General features: G+C 39.8%; 24 protein-coding genes. 18 read left to right on the top strand and 6 right to left on the bottom strand.

From position 1 onward, the window contains the following. Positions 1-3: 3 nt before the first annotated feature. Positions 4-1962: a spore germination protein gene (locus AC1DS7_RS16400; protein WP_002143456.1), complete on the bottom strand. Its 1959-nt coding sequence runs from the start codon at positions 1960-1962 to the stop codon at positions 4-6. 152 nt (positions 1963-2114) lie between these two features. Between AC1DS7_RS16400 and AC1DS7_RS16395 the strand changes: the two genes are divergently transcribed. Beyond that, positions 2115-3239: a homoserine O-acetyltransferase family protein gene (locus AC1DS7_RS16395; RefSeq protein WP_002143455.1), complete on the top strand. Its 1125-nt coding sequence runs from the start codon at positions 2115-2117 to the stop codon at positions 3237-3239. 48 nt (positions 3240-3287) lie between these two features. Here AC1DS7_RS16395 and AC1DS7_RS16390 read toward each other — a convergent pair whose 3' ends face one another. Then, positions 3288-3470 (bottom strand): hypothetical protein, encoded by a 183-nt coding sequence (locus tag AC1DS7_RS16390; RefSeq protein ID WP_002015640.1) that lies wholly within the window; start codon positions 3468-3470, stop codon positions 3288-3290. 199 nt (positions 3471-3669) lie between these two features. On the opposite strand from AC1DS7_RS16390, the gene AC1DS7_RS16385 reads away from it, so the two are divergent. From AC1DS7_RS16385 to AC1DS7_RS16360, 6 genes are all read left to right on the top strand, one after another. Beyond that, positions 3670-3975 carry a rhodanese-like domain-containing protein gene (locus AC1DS7_RS16385; RefSeq protein ID WP_000141214.1) on the top strand — a complete coding sequence of 102 codons (306 nt, stop codon included), beginning with the start codon at positions 3670-3672 and terminating at the stop codon, positions 3973-3975. A gap of 76 nt (positions 3976-4051) precedes the next feature. Further along, positions 4052-4276: a spore germination protein gene (locus AC1DS7_RS16380; RefSeq protein ID WP_000512595.1), complete on the top strand. Its 225-nt coding sequence runs from the start codon at positions 4052-4054 to the stop codon at positions 4274-4276. Positions 4277-4296: 20 nt separating this feature from the next. Further along, positions 4297-4620 (top strand): hypothetical protein, encoded by a 324-nt coding sequence (locus tag AC1DS7_RS16375; protein ID WP_002143452.1) that lies wholly within the window; start codon positions 4297-4299, stop codon positions 4618-4620. 121 nt (positions 4621-4741) lie between these two features. Beyond that, complete coding sequence (locus AC1DS7_RS16370) at positions 4742-7573, top strand: BclA-related collagen-like exosporium protein (RefSeq protein WP_476999112.1); 2832 nt, start codon at positions 4742-4744, stop codon at positions 7571-7573. A 197-nt stretch (positions 7574-7770) separates the two neighbouring features. Then, entirely contained in the window at positions 7771-8784 is a 1014-nt protein-coding gene (gene moaA / locus AC1DS7_RS16365; RefSeq protein ID WP_002138702.1) for a GTP 3',8-cyclase MoaA, read from the top strand. A gap of 16 nt (positions 8785-8800) precedes the next feature. Next, positions 8801-9814 carry a molybdopterin-synthase adenylyltransferase MoeB gene (locus tag AC1DS7_RS16360; protein WP_002067678.1) on the top strand — a complete coding sequence of 338 codons (1014 nt, stop codon included), beginning with the start codon at positions 8801-8803 and terminating at the stop codon, positions 9812-9814. 42 nt (positions 9815-9856) lie between these two features. Here AC1DS7_RS16360 and moaC read toward each other — a convergent pair whose 3' ends face one another. Beyond that, positions 9857-10342 (bottom strand): cyclic pyranopterin monophosphate synthase MoaC, encoded by a 486-nt coding sequence (gene moaC / locus AC1DS7_RS16355; protein ID WP_002129484.1) that lies wholly within the window; start codon positions 10340-10342, stop codon positions 9857-9859. An 83-nt stretch (positions 10343-10425) separates the two neighbouring features. Between moaC and AC1DS7_RS16350 the strand changes: the two genes are divergently transcribed. The 7 genes from AC1DS7_RS16350 (at position 10426) to AC1DS7_RS16320 (ending at position 15108) form a co-directional block, all read left to right on the top strand. After that, positions 10426-11715, top strand: a complete 1290-nt coding sequence (locus AC1DS7_RS16350) for a molybdopterin molybdotransferase MoeA (RefSeq protein WP_002143450.1) — start codon at positions 10426-10428, stop codon at positions 11713-11715. After that, positions 11679-12200, top strand: coding sequence for a molybdopterin-guanine dinucleotide biosynthesis protein B (gene mobB / locus AC1DS7_RS16345; RefSeq protein ID WP_002143449.1), 522 nt, complete (start codon positions 11679-11681; stop codon positions 12198-12200). Before AC1DS7_RS16350 ends, mobB begins: the two co-directional genes overlap by 37 nt. After that, positions 12197-12661, top strand: coding sequence for a molybdopterin synthase catalytic subunit MoaE (gene moaE, locus AC1DS7_RS16340; RefSeq protein ID WP_002129479.1), 465 nt, complete (start codon positions 12197-12199; stop codon positions 12659-12661). The genes mobB and moaE overlap by 4 nt, the downstream gene beginning before the upstream one ends. Positions 12662-12663: 2 nt before the next feature. Then, on the top strand, positions 12664-12897 hold the full coding sequence (gene moaD, locus AC1DS7_RS16335; protein ID WP_002015653.1) for a molybdopterin converting factor subunit 1: 234 nt from the start codon (positions 12664-12666) through the stop codon (positions 12895-12897). A gap of 99 nt (positions 12898-12996) precedes the next feature. Then, entirely contained in the window at positions 12997-13419 is a 423-nt protein-coding gene (locus AC1DS7_RS16330) for a DUF3888 domain-containing protein (protein ID WP_002089063.1), read from the top strand. A gap of 33 nt (positions 13420-13452) precedes the next feature. After that, positions 13453-14310, top strand: coding sequence for a glucose uptake protein GlcU (glcU, locus tag AC1DS7_RS16325; protein WP_002129475.1), 858 nt, complete (start codon positions 13453-13455; stop codon positions 14308-14310). 12 nt (positions 14311-14322) lie between these two features. Then, entirely contained in the window at positions 14323-15108 is a 786-nt protein-coding gene (locus AC1DS7_RS16320) for a glucose 1-dehydrogenase (RefSeq protein WP_002015659.1), read from the top strand. 75 nt (positions 15109-15183) lie between these two features. On the opposite strand, the gene AC1DS7_RS16315 is transcribed toward AC1DS7_RS16320, so the two are convergent. Further along, positions 15184-15663, bottom strand: coding sequence for a CarD family transcriptional regulator (locus AC1DS7_RS16315; RefSeq protein WP_002089061.1), 480 nt, complete (start codon positions 15661-15663; stop codon positions 15184-15186). A 280-nt stretch (positions 15664-15943) separates the two neighbouring features. Between AC1DS7_RS16315 and AC1DS7_RS16310 the strand changes: the two genes are divergently transcribed. Then, positions 15944-16180: a DUF2553 family protein gene (locus AC1DS7_RS16310; RefSeq protein WP_002089059.1), complete on the top strand. Its 237-nt coding sequence runs from the start codon at positions 15944-15946 to the stop codon at positions 16178-16180. Between the two features lies 1 nt (position 16181). Next, positions 16182-16364, top strand: coding sequence for a sporulation protein Cse60 (locus AC1DS7_RS16305; RefSeq protein ID WP_000621746.1), 183 nt, complete (start codon positions 16182-16184; stop codon positions 16362-16364). Between the two features lie 33 nt (positions 16365-16397). Here AC1DS7_RS16305 and AC1DS7_RS16300 read toward each other — a convergent pair whose 3' ends face one another. Continuing rightward, positions 16398-16625, bottom strand: a complete 228-nt coding sequence (locus AC1DS7_RS16300; RefSeq protein ID WP_016102936.1) for a DUF3973 domain-containing protein — start codon at positions 16623-16625, stop codon at positions 16398-16400. Between the two features lie 423 nt (positions 16626-17048). On the opposite strand from AC1DS7_RS16300, the gene AC1DS7_RS16295 reads away from it, so the two are divergent. Together AC1DS7_RS16295 and AC1DS7_RS16290 are read left to right on the top strand one after the other, a co-directional pair. Beyond that, entirely contained in the window at positions 17049-17480 is a 432-nt protein-coding gene (locus tag AC1DS7_RS16295; protein WP_002015664.1) for an SRPBCC family protein, read from the top strand. Further along, on the top strand, positions 17481-17804 hold the full coding sequence (locus tag AC1DS7_RS16290) for an ArsR/SmtB family transcription factor (RefSeq protein ID WP_002015665.1): 324 nt from the start codon (positions 17481-17483) through the stop codon (positions 17802-17804). 40 nt (positions 17805-17844) lie between these two features. Here AC1DS7_RS16290 and AC1DS7_RS16285 read toward each other — a convergent pair whose 3' ends face one another. Next, positions 17845-19287: an MDR family MFS transporter gene (locus tag AC1DS7_RS16285; RefSeq protein ID WP_002143445.1), complete on the bottom strand. Its 1443-nt coding sequence runs from the start codon at positions 19285-19287 to the stop codon at positions 17845-17847. Positions 19288-19402 lie beyond the last annotated feature (115 nt).

Below are 19402 nucleotides of genomic sequence, written 5' to 3'. Positions count from 1 at the left end.
TTCTTAATCATCAAAATCAGATGTATGTTTTGTTGAAATTCCGTTTGCTGATTTCTTAACATGCTGTGGTCTAGCTTGTACATCCCTTGTATCAATCATCGTTAATGGAAAGCGAATCCAAGAGTCCTTTGCTGATTGTTGGCGTGTTGGATAAAAAAGTGCGTACGGTTTACGTAAAGAAGTTAGTCTAAAAAGATGGGTAAATAAAAAGATAAATCCAAGAGAGATACCAAATAGACCACCTATTTCTGCAAAGGCGAGAAATGGGAAACGTAGTAAACGAACGGCGTTACCCATTTTATAAATGGGTGTAATAAAGGAAGCTAACGCTGATAAGGCAACGATAATTAATAAAATGTTACTCGTTAACCCAGCTTGAACGGATGCTTGTCCAATTACGATACCACCTACAATGCCGAGTGTTTGTCCTACTTTCATCGGTAACCTAGCCCCAGCTTCTCTTAATAAATCAATAACTAATTCCAAAAAGAGTGCTTCAATTAAAGGTGGGAATGGTACTTGTGCTCTTGATAAAATCAATGTTTCAAGCAAATCGCTTGGAATGAGTTCGTAATGATAATTTAAAACGGCAACATATAATGGGGCTGCACAAATTGAGAAAAGAACCGCGATAAGTCGTAAAATCCTTGAAAATGTAGCGTACAGCCAAGAGACGTTATAGTCTTCTGGTGAAATAAAGAAATCGAAATATGAGACAGGAGTTAGTAGAACGTTTGGTGAACCGTCAACAAAAATTGCAATTTTTCCATCAATAAGTGCCTTTGTCACTCTATCAGTTCGTTCTGTATTTATATATAATGGAAAAATTGACTTTTCTCCCATTAATTCTTGAAGATAAGCACTATCATTAATTTGATCGTATTCAAGAGCTTGCAATGATTCTTCGAGAAAATCCACATTATCTTTTTCTGCAAGGTTGTCTAAATACATTATTACAACCTTTGTTTTCGAAAAGGAGCCAATTATTATTTCTTTTGTCTGCAGTTCTAATACTGGAAGGCGTTTACGGACTAAATTAATATTTGTATCAATAGCTTCTACAAAACCTTCTTGGGGACCGATAACTGTTGATTCATTTAATGGAGGGCTTGGTGCCCGGTAAGTATCAATTGCAATGTTTGCAAGCATACATTTTTGATCTTGCTGGTGCAATTGAATAATCGCATGTCCCTTTAAAACCATGTCCTCAATTTTTTGTAAGTCGTTCGTAATCGTTATACCACTCATTGGAATATGTTCTTTTAGCTCTTCGAGTGAAGAGCAAGATCGTTCCAAAAGAGTAGGCATTAAATACTTTTGTAGTTTTTCCCCATCAAGTGATGGACGATAGTAAGAAATCCAATAAGGCATCGTTTCATCATCAGATGTATGATAATTAACAAAATCACTAGACTGCTTTAGTTTTGCTATTAAGTCTTGTAGAGAGTGAATATGGTCCTTTTCTGGTTTGCTAAAGTCATAAATGCTGTTACTTCCAGCGCTTTGAGAAGGATTCTTTTGTGCAGCCGGTTGCTGTTTGTCTTGAGAAGGATTCTTTTGTGCAGCCGGTTGCTGTTTGTCTTGAGAAGGATTCTTTTGTGCAGCTGGTTGCTGTTTGTCTTGAGAAGAATCTTCTTGTGTAGATTGCTGCTGTTTGTCTTGAGAAGAATCCTCTTGTGTAGACTGTTGCTGCTTGTTTTGAGAAGAATCCTCTTGTGTAGATTGCTGCTGTTTGCTTTGAGAAGAATCCTCTTGTGTAGATTGCTGCTGTTTGTTTTGAGAAGAACCTTCAGTTTGTTCTACATTTTTTTGCTGGCTATTCTTATCTTGGTTATGTTTCATGCTTCTAGTTTGCTTTTGGTTATTGCCCTTTTGATCGTTAGACTGTTGCTTCGTATCATCTGTCTCTTTTCTATCTGCTGTATTTGATTTTTTTTTCTTACGTAACCAATTCCAAATCATATATATTCCCTCTTTGATTTTGTAATATAGTGCTATTTTGTGGCTAATTTTGTATATTATTCATTTGTTTATGAAAAGAAGGAGGAGATTGGCTTGCATAGAAAAAATCCTTTAGTAAGCAGTTCATAAAATGACGGGAAGAAGGCGAGTCTGTGCAAATTGTAAAAAAGGAGAAGTTTGTTTTAAAAGAGTTTGTGTTTGAAAATGGTAGGGAAATTCCTGTTCAAATGGGGTATGAGACGTATGGCACTTTAAATAGAGAAAGATCAAATGCGATTTTGGTTTGTCACTATTTTAGTGCAACAAGTCATGCGGCAGGAAAATATACAGAGCATGATGAGGAAGCTGGTTGGTGGGATGGATTAATTGGACCTGGAAAAGCAATTGATACAAATAAATATTTCGTTATATGCACTGATAACCTTTGTAATGTACAGGTGAAGAATCCCTACGTAATTACAACGGGACCAAAATCGATAAATCCGATGACTGGTTTTGAGTATGCGATGGATTTTCCAGTTTTCACATTTTTAGATGTAGCACGTATGCAATATGAGTTAATAAAAGATATGGGGATTGCTAGGCTACATGCTGTAATGGGACCGTCGGCAGGTGGGATGATTGCGCAGCAATGGGCTGTTCACTATCCTCATATGGTAGAGCGAGTGATTGGAGTTATTACGAATCCACAAAATCCAATTATAACGTCGGGAAATGTAGCGCAAAATGCGATTGAAGCAATTCAGCTTGATCCAAACTGGAAAGGTGGAAAGTATGGAGAAGAGCAGCCAACGAAGGGTCTTCATTTAGCAAATCGAATGATGTTTATGAATGCGTTTGATGAACATTTTTATGAAACGGCATTCCCGCGGAACAGTATAGAAATGGCACCTTATCAGGAATTTTCTGCATTAACATCATTTGAGAAAGAGATTAATAAAGTGACATGCAAAAGTATAGATTTAGTAGATGCAAATTCGTGGATGTACACTGCGAAAGCAGTCTTATTACATGATATTGCGCATGGATTTTCTTCTTTAGAAGAGGCTCTTTCTAATATAGAAGCGAATGTACTCATGATTCCGTGCAAACAAGATTTACTTCAGCCACCTCGTTATAATTATAAAATGGTAGACATTTTGCAAAAGCAAGGGAAGTACGCAGAAGTATATGAGATAGAAAGTATAAATGGGCATATGGCTGGGGCATTAGATGTTCATTTGTTTGAAAAGAAAGTTTACGAGTTTTTAAATCGGAAAGTATCTAGTTTTGTGTAGGAAATAATTAATGTGGAAAGGTGCATGATTTATAGTAGGCACCTTTTTTTACATGATTTGCAGACGGAAAATATATGAAGCGACTGATAAACCGAAGAAAGCTATACTAAGTAATAGAAATAAGAATGACATTTCTTGAGGGGATTTTATCTTTTTATTATTTTTCATACTAAGAGCAATAACTGCAAAAACTAAGAAAATGATGCCCATAATGAAAAGAAAAAGTGTCATTTTAACTGGCTCCTTTCATCAAACAAGTATATTGAGGATACAATGCGTCAGTTATGTTTGTAAAGAATAAGTTTTGCTGGAAAATTGAGAAATAAATGTTCCATTCTTTGCGTTCCTTCCTTCGCGTGCTAAAATTGATGAGAAATGATTGTTTAAAGAAGAAACTGAAGGTTTTATTGTATATAAGGAGGGACTACATATGACAGAAGTAAAAACAATTACTACAGAAGAAGTGCAAGAGCGTTTAGAAAATGGAGAAACATTATTTTTAGTAGATGTAAGGGAAGATGAAGAAGTAGCGGCAGGGAAAATTCCAGAAGCTGTACATATTAAAATGGGCGATATTCCAAATAAAGTGGATTTCTTTGAGAAAGAGAATGAATATATCTTTATTTGCCGTTCGGGAATGCGTAGTGAAAATGTATGCCATTATTTAAATGAGCAAGGATTTAAAACAGTGAATATGGTTGGCGGTATGCTTCAATATGAAGGCGAAACTAAATAAGTAGCTGCAAAAACTTGAAACGAGTCTGTTTCAAGTTTTTTTCTTTTGCATACAGTATACAAAAGGGGGAGGGGAAATGGGAATTAACATGCGTAAAGTAAAAATTATTAATAATACAGGAGCTGTTAATGTCGGCGACTGTTATGATATCTCACCTTTAGCTGTGGCAAAAATATATGCTGGTGCTGGAGGATCGAGTGCGGCTGTGTTTTTAAATGGGAAACGACAGCCAGAAGCTGTGATTAGAACATCAGTGTTTCTTCCGCCATTAGCGACGAGTACACGTACATTAGGTGCATAAAGGAAAGGTAGAGTGTAAGTATGCCTGCACGTATTAAAGAATTTATTATCGTTAATAATACTGGGAATATATTTACAGGTGACAATTTGAGTGATACTTCATTTACTGCTACGAAATCGTATAGTGGTTCAACGGGTTGCACTTGGATTGATGTTGTTACAGTAATAGGGACGGAGACGAAGCTGTGTTTACAACCGGGAGATTCGGTGACGACAACCTATACACGAGGTACCCCTGCTGGTACTTTAACAGGAACAAATATGGGGCAAAGTGTAAATGCATCGGGTATAGCGCAAGCTGTCCCGAATACAGATAATATGGATTCAATTGCGGGACTCCCTTAAGGAATTAAGGGAGTTTTTATTATTTAAAATAAAAATAGTCTTTGAGATTGTTTTTGTAAATACATATTAAGAAGAAGAGGTTTGTTTAAAGTAAAAAAGATGGTGTGTAGGTGGTGAAAGTGTGAAAGAGCGCGATAGACAAAATTCATTAAACTCTAATTTCAGAATTTCACCGAATCTTATTGGACCTACCTTTCCTCCCGTTCCAACGGGATTTACTGGCATTGGGATTACTGGTCCAACCGGTCCACAAGGCCCGACCGGCCCACAAGGACCAAGGGGATTTCAAGGTCCGATGGGGGAGATGGGCCCGACAGGACCTCAAGGAGTGCAAGGGATTCAAGGACCAGCTGGACAAATGGGTGCAACAGGACCAGAAGGACAGCAGGGACCACAAGGATTAAGGGGACCACAGGGAGAAACTGGAGCGACAGGACCTCAAGGAGTGCAAGGGTTACAAGGTCCGATTGGTCCGACCGGAGCGACTGGGGCACAAGGTATACAGGGGATACAGGGATTACAGGGGCCGATTGGAGCTACCGGGCCAGAGGGACCTCAAGGAATTCAAGGAGTGCAAGGGGTACCGGGTGCAACAGGTTCACAAGGAATACAAGGAGCTCAAGGGATACAAGGCCCACAAGGACCGAGTGGAAATACGGGAGCAACAGGAGTGACTGGTCAGGGGATTAGTGGTCCGACTGGAATAACAGGTCCAACAGGGATAACCGGCCCATCTGGAGGACCTCCAGGTCCGACTGGAGCAACTGGTGCGACAGGGCCAGGAGGTGGACCGAGTGGAAGTACAGGTGCGACGGGAGCGACTGGAAATACTGGAGTAACTGGAAGTGCGGGAGTGACTGGAAATACAGGTTCGACTGGAAGTACAGGAGAAACAGGAGCACAGGGCCTGCAAGGAATCCAAGGGGTTCAAGGGCCAATTGGACCAACGGGTCCAGAAGGTCCGCAAGGTATTCAAGGTATTCCTGGTCCGACAGGAGTAACTGGTGAACAAGGAATCCAAGGGGTTCAGGGAATTCAAGGGATAACGGGGGCAACTGGAGATCAAGGTCCGCAAGGTATACAAGGGGCCATAGGACCTCAAGGTATAACAGGAGCAACAGGAGATCAAGGCCCACAAGGAATACAAGGGGTACCTGGTCCAACCGGAGACACAGGTTCACAAGGAGTCCAAGGAATTCAAGGGCCAATGGGTGATATAGGACCAACAGGCCCAGAAGGCCCAGAAGGACTTCAGGGTCCGCAAGGAATACAAGGAGTGCCAGGGCCAGCTGGAGCAACAGGTCCAGAGGGCCCACAAGGAATACAAGGAATTCAAGGACCAATAGGAGTAACAGGTCCAGAAGGTCCACAAGGAATTCAGGGAATACAAGGGATTCAAGGTATAACAGGAGCAACCGGAGCACAAGGAGCAACTGGAGTTCAAGGTGTTCAAGGGAATATAGGAGCAACAGGTCCAGAGGGCCCGCAAGGAGTGCAAGGTACTCAAGGTGATATAGGTCCAACAGGTCCAATGGGTCCACAGGGAGTTCAAGGTATCCAAGGAATTCAAGGACCGACGGGTGCGCAAGGAGTGCAAGGCCCACAAGGAATTCAAGGAATCCAAGGGCCGACAGGAGTAACTGGAGATACGGGTACAACAGGGGCGACAGGGGAAGGGACTACAGGGGCAACTGGAGTAACGGGTCCATCAGGTGTAACGGGTCCATCAGGAGGCCCAGCTGGACCGACTGGCCCAACAGGTCCATCAGGTCCGACGGGATTGACAGGTCCATCCGGTGGACCACCTGGTCCGACAGGAGCGACAGGTGTAACGGGAGGAGTAGGCGATACGGGAGCAACAGGGTCGACGGGTGTGACCGGAGCAACTGGAGTAACTGGTGCAACAGGAGCAACGGGGCTGCAGGGTCCACAAGGAATACAAGGAGTACAAGGAGACATAGGCCCAACCGGTCCGCAAGGTGTTCAAGGTCCACAAGGGATCCAAGGTATAACGGGAGCAACGGGAGATCAAGGGCCGCAAGGAATTCAAGGCCCGCAAGGAATCCAAGGTCCAACAGGTCCTCAAGGAATCCAAGGAGGTCAAGGCCCACAAGGGATACAAGGGGCAACAGGTGCAACCGGAGCACAAGGCCCACAGGGAATTCAAGGGATACAAGGAGTGCAAGGTCCGACTGGTCCACAAGGCCCAACCGGAATACAAGGTGTGCAAGGAGAAATAGGTCCAACAGGTCCGCAAGGTGTGCAAGGTTTACAAGGTCCACAAGGCCCAACCGGGGACACAGGTCCAACAGGCCCACAAGGCCCAACGGGAGCAACAGGAGCGACAGGTTCACAAGGAATTCAAGGTCCAACGGGAGCAACAGGAGCGACAGGTTCACAAGGAATCCAAGGTCCAACGGGAGCAACGGGAGCAACGGGAGCAACGGGAGCAACGGGAGCAACGGGAGCAACGGGAGCAACGGGAGCAACGGGAGCAACGGGAGCAACAGGAGCAACAGGAGCGACCGGGGTGACTGGAGTTAGTACAACTGCAACGTATTCCTTTGCAAATAATACTTCAGGAAGTGCTATTTCCGTGTTGTTAGGCGGTACGAATATACCATTACCGAACAATCAAAATATTGGACCGGGAATAACAGTTAGTGGTGGAAATACTGTGTTTACCGTTACAAATGCAGGTAATTATTATATAGCCTACACAATTAATATAACGGCAGCTTTACTTGTAAGTTCGCGTATAACTGTAAATGGAAGTCCGCTAGCAGGAACAATAAATTCACCGGCAGTGGCTACAGGTTCATTTAATGCGACAATTATTAGTAATTTAGCTGCGGGCTCTGCTATTAGTTTACAGTTATTTGGATTACTTGCAGTGGCTACATTATCTACGACAACGCCAGGAGCTACTCTAACTATTATTAGATTAAGTTAATAAGCAAAAAAACCTTGGAACTTTTATGTTTCAAGGTTTTTTATCCCTCTATTTGTGGGCTAATAATCAGTGGGGATGGACAAAACCCCCACTGATTAAAGTTTCACTTTATTCACCTTAGCAAAAACATCGCGGTTCAAAAATATATTATAATAGAATGAAGAGAGGTATAAATTTGGCAGAAAGGGAGAGTGGCGATGCAGGAGAAGGTTAAAGATTTTTTCGGACGCCCACTTCAAGATTTACGCATCTCTGTCATTGATCGTTGTAATTTACGGTGTACGTATTGTATGCCAGCGGAAGTGTTTGGTCCTGATTATGCTTTTTTGAAAGATGAGTTTTTACTGACATTTGATGAAATAGAGCGATTAGCAAAAGTATTTGTTAGCATCGGTGTACGGAAAATTAGACTTACTGGTGGCGAACCCTTGCTCCGTAAGGACTTAACAAAACTTATCGAACGTCTCGTGAAAATTGACGGTTTAGTAGATATAGGATTAACGACAAATGCGATTCATTTAACGAAGCAAGCGAAGGCGTTAAAAGAAGCTGGGTTACACCGAGTAAATGTTAGTTTGGATGCGATAGATGATAATGTGTTCCGCGCAATTAATGGCCGGAATATGAATACGAAGCCAGTGTTAAAAGGAATTATGGCAGCGAAAGAAGCAGGCCTTGAAGTGAAAGTAAATATGGTTGTGAAAAAAGGAATGAATGATCATCAAGTACTTCCGGTTGCTACGTATTTTAAAGAACAAGGAATCACGCTTAGATTTATTGAGTTTATGGATGTTGGCAGTACGAATGGATGGAATTTTGATCAAGTTATTACGAAACGAGAATTAATTGATATGATTCATGGGGTGTATCCAATTGAGCCAGCTGAAGCTCATTATTTTGGTGAGGTTGCGAAGCGGTATCGATACGTTGGAACGAATGTAGAGGTTGGTTTTATTACCTCCGTTTCTGAGTCATTTTGTTCTTCTTGTACGAGAGCAAGAATTTCGGCAGATGGAAAGTTTTATACTTGCTTGTTTGCGACAGAAGGAATGGATTTAAGGAAACTTCTCAGGGAAAACCTTTCGGATAATGAGTTATTAAAAGCTATACAATATGTATGGGAGAATAGAAAAGATCGATATTCAGATGAACGGACAGAAGAAAGTGCGAAAAATCGTCCGAAAATTGAAATGTCTTATATAGGAGGATAAGAAAGGGGGATGTCGTATGCAAGAGCGATATTCAAGACAAATGTTATTTTCTGGTGTTGGGGAAGAAGGGCAACGGAAAATAAGAGGGAAGCACGTGCTCGTCATCGGTGCTGGTGCGCTCGGAGCAGCGAATGCAGAAGCAATTGTTAGAGCAGGTGTTGGAAAAATTACAATTGCGGATCGTGATTATGTAGAATGGAGTAATTTACAAAGGCAACAATTATATACAGAAGAAGATGCGAAGCATTATAAGCCGAAAGCGATAGCGGCAGCAGAACATTTAAAGGCAATTAATTCCGAAGTAGAAATTGTACCGGTTGTGACTGATGTAACGGTGCAAGAAATGGAAGAGTTAATTAAAGGTGTAGATTTAATATTAGATGCGACAGACAATTTTGAAACGCGCCTTCTTATTAATGATATATCCCAGATGTATAACGTTCCATGGATATACGGAGGATGTGTTGGAAGTTACGGAGTAACTTATACAATCTTGCCAGGAAAAACGCCGTGTTTTCGATGTTTAATGGAACATCCGGCGAGCGGAGCGACATGTGATACGGCCGGTATTATACAGCCAGCAGTGCAATTAGTAGTTGCACATCAAATAACGGAAGCCTTGAAAATATTAGTAGAAGATTTTGAGGCACTTCGTGAAACGATGCTATCATTTGATCTTTGGAATAATCAACAGATGGCATTTAAAGTGAATAGGCAGAAAAAGGATACATGTTTATCCTGTGGAAAGTTACGTACATATCCGAGTTTAACATTTGAAGCACAAACGAAAACAGAAGTATTATGTGGGCGAAATACAGTTCAAATCCGTCCAGGTGTGCGTCAGGGTTTTAATTTAGAAGAAATTAAAAAGCGCTTACAAAAAAGTGTGGATGTAAAAGCAACGCCGTATTTATTATCATTTCCAGTGGAAGAATATCGTTTTGTTTTATTTACAGATGGCAGGGCGTTTATTCATGGTACGAATGATATGAATGTTGCGAAACGACTATATGCAAGATATATAGGTTGAACCTAAAGGGGAATCCTTTAGGTTCAAATGGAAAAGGTAGGATTAAGAATTTCTAATATAATCTCCATTTTTTCCGCCCGTTTTTTCAAGTAAGTACGTTTCGCCAATAATCATACCTTTATCAACGGCTTTACACATGTCATATACAGTAAGAGCGGTAGCGGAAGCAGCTGTTAAAGCTTCCATCTCAACGCCGGTACTACCTTCTGTTTTAACTTTTACTTCAATAAGTAGCCGATATTGTTCTTCTGACTGTTTCCAATCGAAAGAGACGTCAACACCTTTTAATAATAAAGGATGGCACATTGGGATAATATCAGAAGTACGTTTTGCAGCCATAATACCTGCGATTTGTGCGACGGCTAATACGTCACCTTTACCAATTTCGTTGCGTGAGATTTTATCAAAAATTTCTTTTGTAACGAGAATGCTAGAGCATGCTATTGCTGTTCGAACGGTTATTTTTTTGTCACTTATATCAACCATTTTAGCGCGCCCTTGGTCGTTGAAATGTGTGAATGAAGACATGGAATTCCTCCTTGAAGTAATTGCGATTTAATATATAAAGTGTAATCGAGATTAGATATTTTGCAAATATGAGGTGAGAAACAATGGTAGAAAAACGAATCCCGATTCAAGTTGCTGAGGCTGTAGAGCGGGTTATGAAATATGCTAAGCATGGTGAAGTAGAAGAAGTTTCTATTACAGAAAGTTATGGGAGGGTTCTTGGAGAGGATGTTGTCTCAGATCACGACGTTCCTCACTTTGATCGTTCTCCTTACGATGGTTTCGCAATTCGAGCAGAAGACACGAAGGAAGCGAGTCAAGAGCAGCCGATTGAATTTGAAGTAATAGGAGAGATCGGAGCAGGATCTGTTTTTACAGAAGAAGTAGGGGCTTTTCAGGCGGTTCGTATTATGACAGGAGCAGCTATTCCAGAAGATTGCAATGCAGTCGTAATGCTAGAACTGACGGAAGGATTCGAGAGGAACGAAAGTACATATATGAAGTTAAAACGTCCTTTCCAAAACGGTGACAATGTGTCATTTAAAGGAGAAGATATAAAACAAAATCAAGTCCTCGTTAAGAAAGGTGTTGTAATCAATCCAGGTGTTGCCGCATTATTAGCGACGTTTGGATATAGCACTGTGAAAGTTGTAAAACAGCCTGTTGTCGGTATTGTAACGACGGGCAGCGAATTACTAGAAGTGCATGAGGCGTTAGAGCCAGGAAAAATTAGAAATAGTAACTCTTACATGATTGCCGCTCAAATTATGAAAGCTGGCGGAAAAGTGCGTTACTATGGACAACTTGCTGATGAGTTAGATGCATGTTTTACAGCCGTTAAATCAGCGATGGGCGAGGTTGATATTTTAATTACAACGGGCGGTGTTTCAGTAGGAGATTACGACTACTTACCGGCTATTTATGCAAGGTTACAGGCGAATGTACTCTTTAATAAAATAGCGATGAGACCTGGAAGTGTAACGACAGTAGCTGAAGTTGATGGAAAGTTACTTTTCGGTTTATCAGGTAATCCGTCAGCTTGTTATGTAGGTTTCGAATTATTTGTACACCCAATTATGAAAACGTATTTACATGCGAAGGAGCCTCACGTATATAGAACTGATGCTATTTTACAAAAAGATTTTCCGAAACCAAATCCGTTTACTCGTTTTGTAAGAGCGAAAGCGAGTATTGTTAATGGGGCACTACAAGCGATGCCAGTCGGTTTAGATAAATCGAGTGCGGTCTCTTCACTTGCGGATGCAAATGCTTTTATCGTGCTGCCTGGAGGAACGAGAGGATTTGAAGCAGGAATGAAAGTGTCTGTATTATTGTTAGAATGCTCTGAGGGAAGTGATTGGCCGTGGGCAAAGCCTCTTCAATCTTACAAATAGTAGGGTATCAAAATAGCGGGAAAACAACACTTGTAGAGAAGATGGTACATGCATTAGCTGAAAGAGAAATGAAGGTTGCTACAATTAAACATCATGGTCACGGGGGCTTTCCTGAAGTAGCGCAAAAAGATAGTGAAAGACACCGAAAAGCTGGTGCTGTAGTAAGTAGTGTAGAAGGTGCTGGATTACTATCTTTGTCCTCTTTGCGAGATGAATGGTCCTTGCAAGAAATTATCCGCTTGTACGAATTTTTTGAAGTAGATACGATTTTAATAGAGGGCTATAAAGCTGAGAACTATCCGAAAGTAGTGTTACTTCGTTCTGCGGAAGACGCTGAACTTTTACATAAAGTAGAAAATATAGCGGCAGTTATTACGTGGTATGATGCTTCGTCAAATGTACGAGAAGAATATAAAGTATTTCATATAACAGAAGAAAAATTGTATATAGACTGGTTTTTACAAACGGCTAGGGGTGCAAAATGATAAATACGTATTATGAAGTAATTGATACAGAAATCTCGATTGAAGAGGTGACAAAGAAAGTAGTTCGCCGTGAATGTGGTGCTGTTACAACATTTATCGGGACAGTTAGGGAGTTTACGAAAGGGCGTCGTACACTATACTTAGAGTATGTAGCTTATAAGACGATGGCAGAAAAGATGCTACAGAAAATTGGGTCAGAAGTGAAGGAGAAGTGGCCCGGTACACATGTTGCGATTACGCATCGCATCGGCACGCTGCAAATTTCTGATATAGCGGTTGTTGTTGCTGTATCAACGCCTCATCGCAAAGAGGCTTATGAAGCGAATGAATATATTATGGAGCGTATTAAGCAAATTGTTCCAATTTGGAAAAAGGAGTTTTGGGAAGATGGTGACTCATGGATTGGTGACCAATTAGAAAAAACACCATATCCAGCAGGAGAGCCTGGGAAGGAGTTATAAATATGATTCGAGTATTGTTATTTGCGAACTTGCAAGAAGAAGCAGGAACGAGTGAATTACAAATAGAGAAAGAAGATATTACTGTTGCAGAGTTAAAAGATATTGTTGCGAAAGAATATAATGTACCAGTTTCAGCGCCAATTATGGTTGCGATTAATGAAGAGTACGCAAATGAAGATGACACGATACACACTGGTGATGTAGTTGCACTAATACCACCAGTGAGTGGTGGTTAATATTGGATTTATGCTATGAAAAACGACTTTCCTAAATAGGGAAAGTCGTTTTTTTATGGCATTTTGGAGAACACTATCTTATAGGAAAAGGAGGAAGTTATGAAAAAGATATGTGTAATGATTGCAATGATATGTTCTGTTTTTTTCTTTTCTCCAAGCAATTCTTTGGCAAAGGAATCGACGGAACAGCTTTTAGAAAGTGCGTTACTGAATCGATATTACTCGGTTATAAGGCAAGTGACAGAAGATCAATATGAATGTGACTCAGTTACAAATATAAAGCGTCTAGGCAAGAAAGATGAGTTTGTTCCTAGGTTTGAAGTTACGATACAATTTCTTACATTTCAAGGGGCACATAATCCACCGAATGATAAAGTTACACTTACTTTGGAAGACAATTTAGATCACATAAAGATAAAGAAAGTGGAGCGAGAAAAGAATGTTTCTGGTGCTATTGTAGAAAAGATTTGTGCACGAAAAAACGAAAAAATAAAAGCTCACTCTAATGATTTAGAGCGATAACCTATGACATTTTGTAGAGAAAGGTAATGAGCGATGGATATACTTTTAGCGATTTTACCAGCTATATTTTGGGGGAGTATTGTGCTATTTAACGTGAAACTGGGTGGGGGACCGTATAGTCAAACGCTCGGTACAACGTTCGGTGCACTTATCTTCTCAATTGTCGTTTATATTTTTATGAAGCCGGTATTAACTCCGACCGTTATTGGAGTTGGAATTGTATCTGGCTTATTTTGGGCACTTGGTCAAGCGAATCAATTAAAAAGTATTGATTTAATGGGTGTTTCTAGAACGATGCCGATTTCAACAGGGCTTCAATTAGTCGCAACAACATTATTTGGGGTTATCGTGTTTCATGAATGGTCAACGACGATATCGGTCGTTCTTGGAGTTTTGGCGCTCGTTTGTATTATTATCGGGGTTATTTTAACATCGCTTCAAAGTAAAGAAGAGAAGAATGCAGAGCAAGCAGGAAATTTTAAAAAAGGAATTATTATTTTATTAATTTCAACAGTCGGTTATTTAGTTTACGTAGTAGTTATCCGGTTATTTAACGTGAACGGTTGGTCGGCTTTATTACCACAAGCGGTCGGTATGGTATTAGGCGGGATTTTACTCACATTTAAACATCATCCATTCAATAAATATGCGATTCGAAATATTCTTCCAGGATTGATTTGGGCAGCTGGGAATATGTTTTTATTCATTTCACAGCCAAGAGTTGGGGTCGCAACAAGCTTTTCCCTTTCACAAATGGGAATTATTATTTCGACGCTTGGCGGGATTTTTATATTAGGTGAAAGGAAAACGAAGCGTCAATTAATTGGGATTGTTATTGGTATCGTTTTTATCATTGCAGCTGGAATTATGCTGGGGATTGCGAAAGGTTAAGGAGGTATTAAAATGTATAGCGATTTAGAAGGGAAAGTCGTCGTTATTACAGGATCAGCAACTGGTCTTGGAAGAGCCATGGGAGTAAGATTTGCTAAAGAGAAGGCGAAAGTTGTTATTAACTATCGCTCAAGAGAGTCAGAAGCGAACGATGTATTAGAAGAAATAAAAAAGGTAGGTGGAGAAGCGATTGCTGTAAAAGGTGATGTGACGGTTGAGGCAGATGTTGTGAATCTCATTCAATCTGCTGTGAAAGAGTTTGGTACGCTCGACGTTATGATTAATAATGCAGGGATAGAAAACGCGGTACCGTCGCATGAAATGCCGTTAGAGGATTGGAATAAAGTAATTCATACAAATTTAACAGGTGCTTTTTTAGGAAGTCGTGAAGCGATTAAATATTTTGTGGAACACGATATTAAAGGTTCGGTTATTAATATGTCTAGTGTTCATGAGAAAATCCCGTGGCCATTATTTGTGCATTATGCGGCTAGTAAGGGAGGGATTAAGCTTATGACAGAAACGTTAGCGTTAGAATATGCACCAAAAGGTATTCGGGTAAATAATATTGGTCCTGGTGCAATTAATACGCCAATTAATGCTGAAAAATTTGCTGACCCGAAAAAACGTGACGACGTAGAAAGTATGATTCCAATGGGGTACATTGGAAAACCTGAAGAAATCGCAGCAGTAGCAACGTGGCTTGCTTCAGCAGAGGCAAGTTACGTAACTGGAATTACGTTATTTGCAGATGGTGGAATGACTTTATATCCATCGTTTCAAGCGGGGCGTGGGTAATATGAAAGGCCAAAGAGATTTAACTCTTTGGCCTTTTTTACGCAAAAAAAAAATAGCGGTCGGCTATTTTTAAAATTAATGATTGATTGTATCTTGAAGAAATTCTGTTGCTTGATGTTCTGAAACATTCTGTACGAGCGCAACTTCACTAATAACCATTTTACGCGCATTATCTAGCATTTGTTTTTCGCTCGCATTTAATGCTCTTTCTTTATTGCGACGAAGTAAATCACGAACAACTTCTGCACTATCTTGAAGATTGCCGTTCTTCATTTTTTCCATATTCATTGTATATCTTTGTTTCCAAGAGAGTGAGGGGTCTGATTCCCCATGATGAAATTCAAGAAGTATACCATCTAACGTACCTTTATCGACGATATAACGTATACCTGATTTTTGTAATTGATTCATCGGAAGCATTACTTGCATATCTTTACTAATGATGCGTATAACACAATATTGACGCGTAGTGCCTAATATTTCTTTCTCTTCAATTGCTTCGATGATTCCTGCACCGTGCATTGGATAAACGATTTTATCACCAATTTGAAACAAATCATCCACCTCCGTATGTGGTAACTACTTTTAATGATAACATACTAGGATAAAAATGTCAAATTTTATATAATATCACATCTGATATGCTGTAGTCAATATATAAAAGTCGTTTTTTTGTTTGTTTTTTTGCTCTTATAAGTTGAATAAATAGGGGGAATTTTTTTAGAAAAATAGTACAGGCGCAGAAAGAGGGCATATCCACTTATTTTTAAGCATAAAATATAAAATCGCTAATACAATATACCTAAATCCGTTCTTTGCAAGGGAGGGAGAGAAGGTGGGGCGCACAATTAGAATTGATATTACAAATAAAGTTGTAGCTAAATTTAGGCAAGATTATTTGGAATTATATACGAGTAAGTTTATGATAGGTAAGTTTTATGTCTATACTGAAGATAAACAATATGTGTTAGAAGACGGATATATATATGAAGATGGAAAGTTTTATCGCATCATAGATACGCACCGTGGCAATAAACAAGCGGCGGAGGGCTGCGATCTAGGATGGTGTTAACATGATTCGTGTGAAAGTGTTTGATGAAAGTCATGAAAAAGACTTAGAAGACGCTGTAAATGTATTTTTGAAAAAAATTGATGATGGAAATTTTGTAGATATAAAGTATCAAGTTGGTGTTTCAATTAACGATGATGAAAATCAAATTTATTGTTTTTCAGCGATGATTGTTTATAAAGCATAAAAAAGAGCTGGGGAGCCAGCTCTTTTTTATGCTTTATGTTGGGACAACGTGTGTCGGTAAAATATTCATAATAGATTGTGTTGCGCCTGTTTTCTTTTCCGTTAAAAGAACTTTTCCTGTTTCATGCTCCTGAGCATCAGTGCACATACCGAGGTGATAACGATCACCTAAAAATGGATCAATATAAAAACCGTTTTTGAAAACTTTATCATTCGGGTGTTTTTCATGGTGAATTTCAGAACAGTTAATGCAATAGAACATAGCTTTCATCTCCTTTTTATTTTGTTTAAAAAAGTGGGGAGGTAGTCATTTCGCTCCTAAGGAAATGTTGAGGAGAAGAGAAATAACTACCTACCCAAATGGCGGGCATACTCCTTCTGATTTTTACATATCTCGCGCATTGTCCCCGAGGGAAGGAGGAGAGACGAAGTACAGATGAGATAAGTTAGGCGCTTCTCTCAATAGGAGTGATAGAGTTTCGTATTGAGGGAATTTTCTATTTTTCATTGCCTTTGTGAGTATATTATGAAGGAATGGTGAGAGGGTGTTTGTCCTGTTGAAAAAATGTTGAGAATTTCTCAACAGTGAAAAAGAGTCTTTCTTGACATGAAACCAAAAGGTGTTATATTGTTAATACGAAACTAAAAGGTGTTATATTTTAATGCCGAATAAAGGAGATATAAAATGGAACAACAAAATACATTAAATGATATTAAACAAACAATCGTTTTTAACGCGCCTATTCAAAAAGTATGGAATGTAGTATCGACTGCAGAAGGAATTGCGTCATGGTTTATGCCAAATGATTTCGAATTGGCGGTAGGACATGAGTTTCATGTGCAATCACCTTTCGGACCATCACCATGTAAAGTGTTAGAGATTGATGAGCCGAATTATTTATCTTTCTCATGGGACACAGATGGCTGGGTTGTTTCATTTAATTTGAAAGACCTAGGAGATAATAAAACAGAATTTACGTTAATTCACGGCGGCTGGAAACATCCTGATGAAATCCTTCCGAAAGCGAATGCGAAGAGCTCTATTATTCGCGATAGAATGAATGGTGGCTGGGTAGCGATTGTAAATGAAAAACTGAAAAAGGTTGTCGAAGGTTAAATGTCCTCATCAGCAGCGAAATATGATGTGTTTCAAGCAATTGCTGATCCAACCCGCCGAGAAGTGTTACGGTTATTAAGTGATAAAGAGTTACCAATTTCAAAAATAACGGATCATTTTCCGATGAGCCGTACTGCAGTTGTAAAGCACCTTCATATTCTTTCAGAAGCGAATTTAGTGAGTGGAAGAAAGAGCGGAAGAGAGAAGATATATCGTTTGCATCCAGAACCATTAGAGGAATTACAGCAGTGGCTCTCGTACTATGAACGATTTTGGGATAATAAATTGTCCGTGCTTAAACATATTGTGGAGAATGAAGAGTAGATTTTATGCAAAAAGGATGACCAAAATGGTCATCCTTTTTTTATTGTTCACTTGTTTGTTTAGCTGGCTTTAATAGGATCCAAGCGATAATTAATGTGAATACCGCTAATACGAAAGTGCTCATATAAATGACGTGTACACTTGATGCTAATGCGGATTGTGACTCGGTTGCTACGTTTGCTGTAGCCCCTCCATGTCCGCCAGAAGAAACAAGATCAAGGTTTTTAATGCCACGTGCATGAATCATCGTATTGAAGATCGTTCCGAAGATTGCAGCTCCTAGTGTTTGACTAAATGTATTAATAAATGTATTTAAACCAACTGCCGTTCCGCGCGTATTCGCCGGTACAGCTGCTTGAATTGTTACCATGTAAATTGGTGTAACAAGCCCCATTCCTAAGCCGAATAATCCGACTGCAACATAAATAAGGAATGATGGTGAATCTGTTGATAATGTAAATAATAAGAAAGTAGCAACTGATAAAATGCTAGCTCCAAGTAAAATAATTTGTTTCGTTTGTAACTTGCCAACTAAGTTACCGGAGAAGATAGCACCGAATGTCCACATAACAGGAATCGGCATTAAAATGAGTCCAGCCTCTGTCGCATTTTTTCCTAAAACACCTTGGCTCCAAATTGGAAGATACACTGTAATACTAATAATCATTGCGCCAGCAATAAGTGTTAGTATGTTTATTGTAGATAATGTACGGTTAGAGAAAAGTGCTAGCGGAATTAATGGCTCCGGAGACTTTTTCTCGATGTATAAGAAAATAATGAATGAAACAGCGGCAAAGATTAATAGGCCGATAATTGAAATGTCTCCCCAGTTTTGCTTACTGCTACCTGTTAATAATGCGTATAGTAAAGCAATTGTACTTAATGAGAAAACTGTCGCACCAAGATAGTCGATATGTTGCTTAGCGGCGGACTTAACAGATTCCTTATAAGAAGTGGCAAACATTAAGCAAGCGATAATTCCAAAAGGAACGTTTAAGAAGAAAATATAGCGCCAAGAAAGAGAATCAACTAAAAATCCACCTACTAACGGCCCAATAACACCAGATACACCCCAAACGGCACTCATCCAGCCTTGTGCTTTCGCGCGGTCTTTAGCTTCGCTATATAGATCTCCAATAATCGTCATTGTGATCGGCATAACGGCACCAGCCCCTATACCTTGAAGAGCACGAAAGAAGATTAATTGTTCCATTGATGTAACGACTCCGCAAAGTGCAGAACCGATTAAGAAGATTGTTGCTCCGATGAGCAGAACTTTTTTACGGCCGAATAAATCAGCTAGCTTTCCGTATATTGGAGTCGAAACAGCTGTTGCAAGCATATAGATTGCATATACCCAACTAACAAGTTCGACACCTGACAAATCACTCGTTATACGAGGGATCGCTGTACTAACAATCGTTCCTTCTACCGCAGAAAGAAACGTCATTAGCATTAAAGACATCATGACTTTTTTTCTCATTTGTTTTCCCCTTACCCTTTTTCGAATATTCAACAATATAAAATATAAAGGTACTAAGGTATATAAAGCAACAAAAAAGAAATGGGAAGTTAGGAGGAAGGGATATTTTTGAAGA

It is taken from the genome of Bacillus sp. P4_E1 (genome assembly GCF_056401715.1).
The sequence above is the reverse complement of the archived record's forward strand: the minus strand, read 5'-3'. Positions and strand labels throughout refer to the sequence as shown.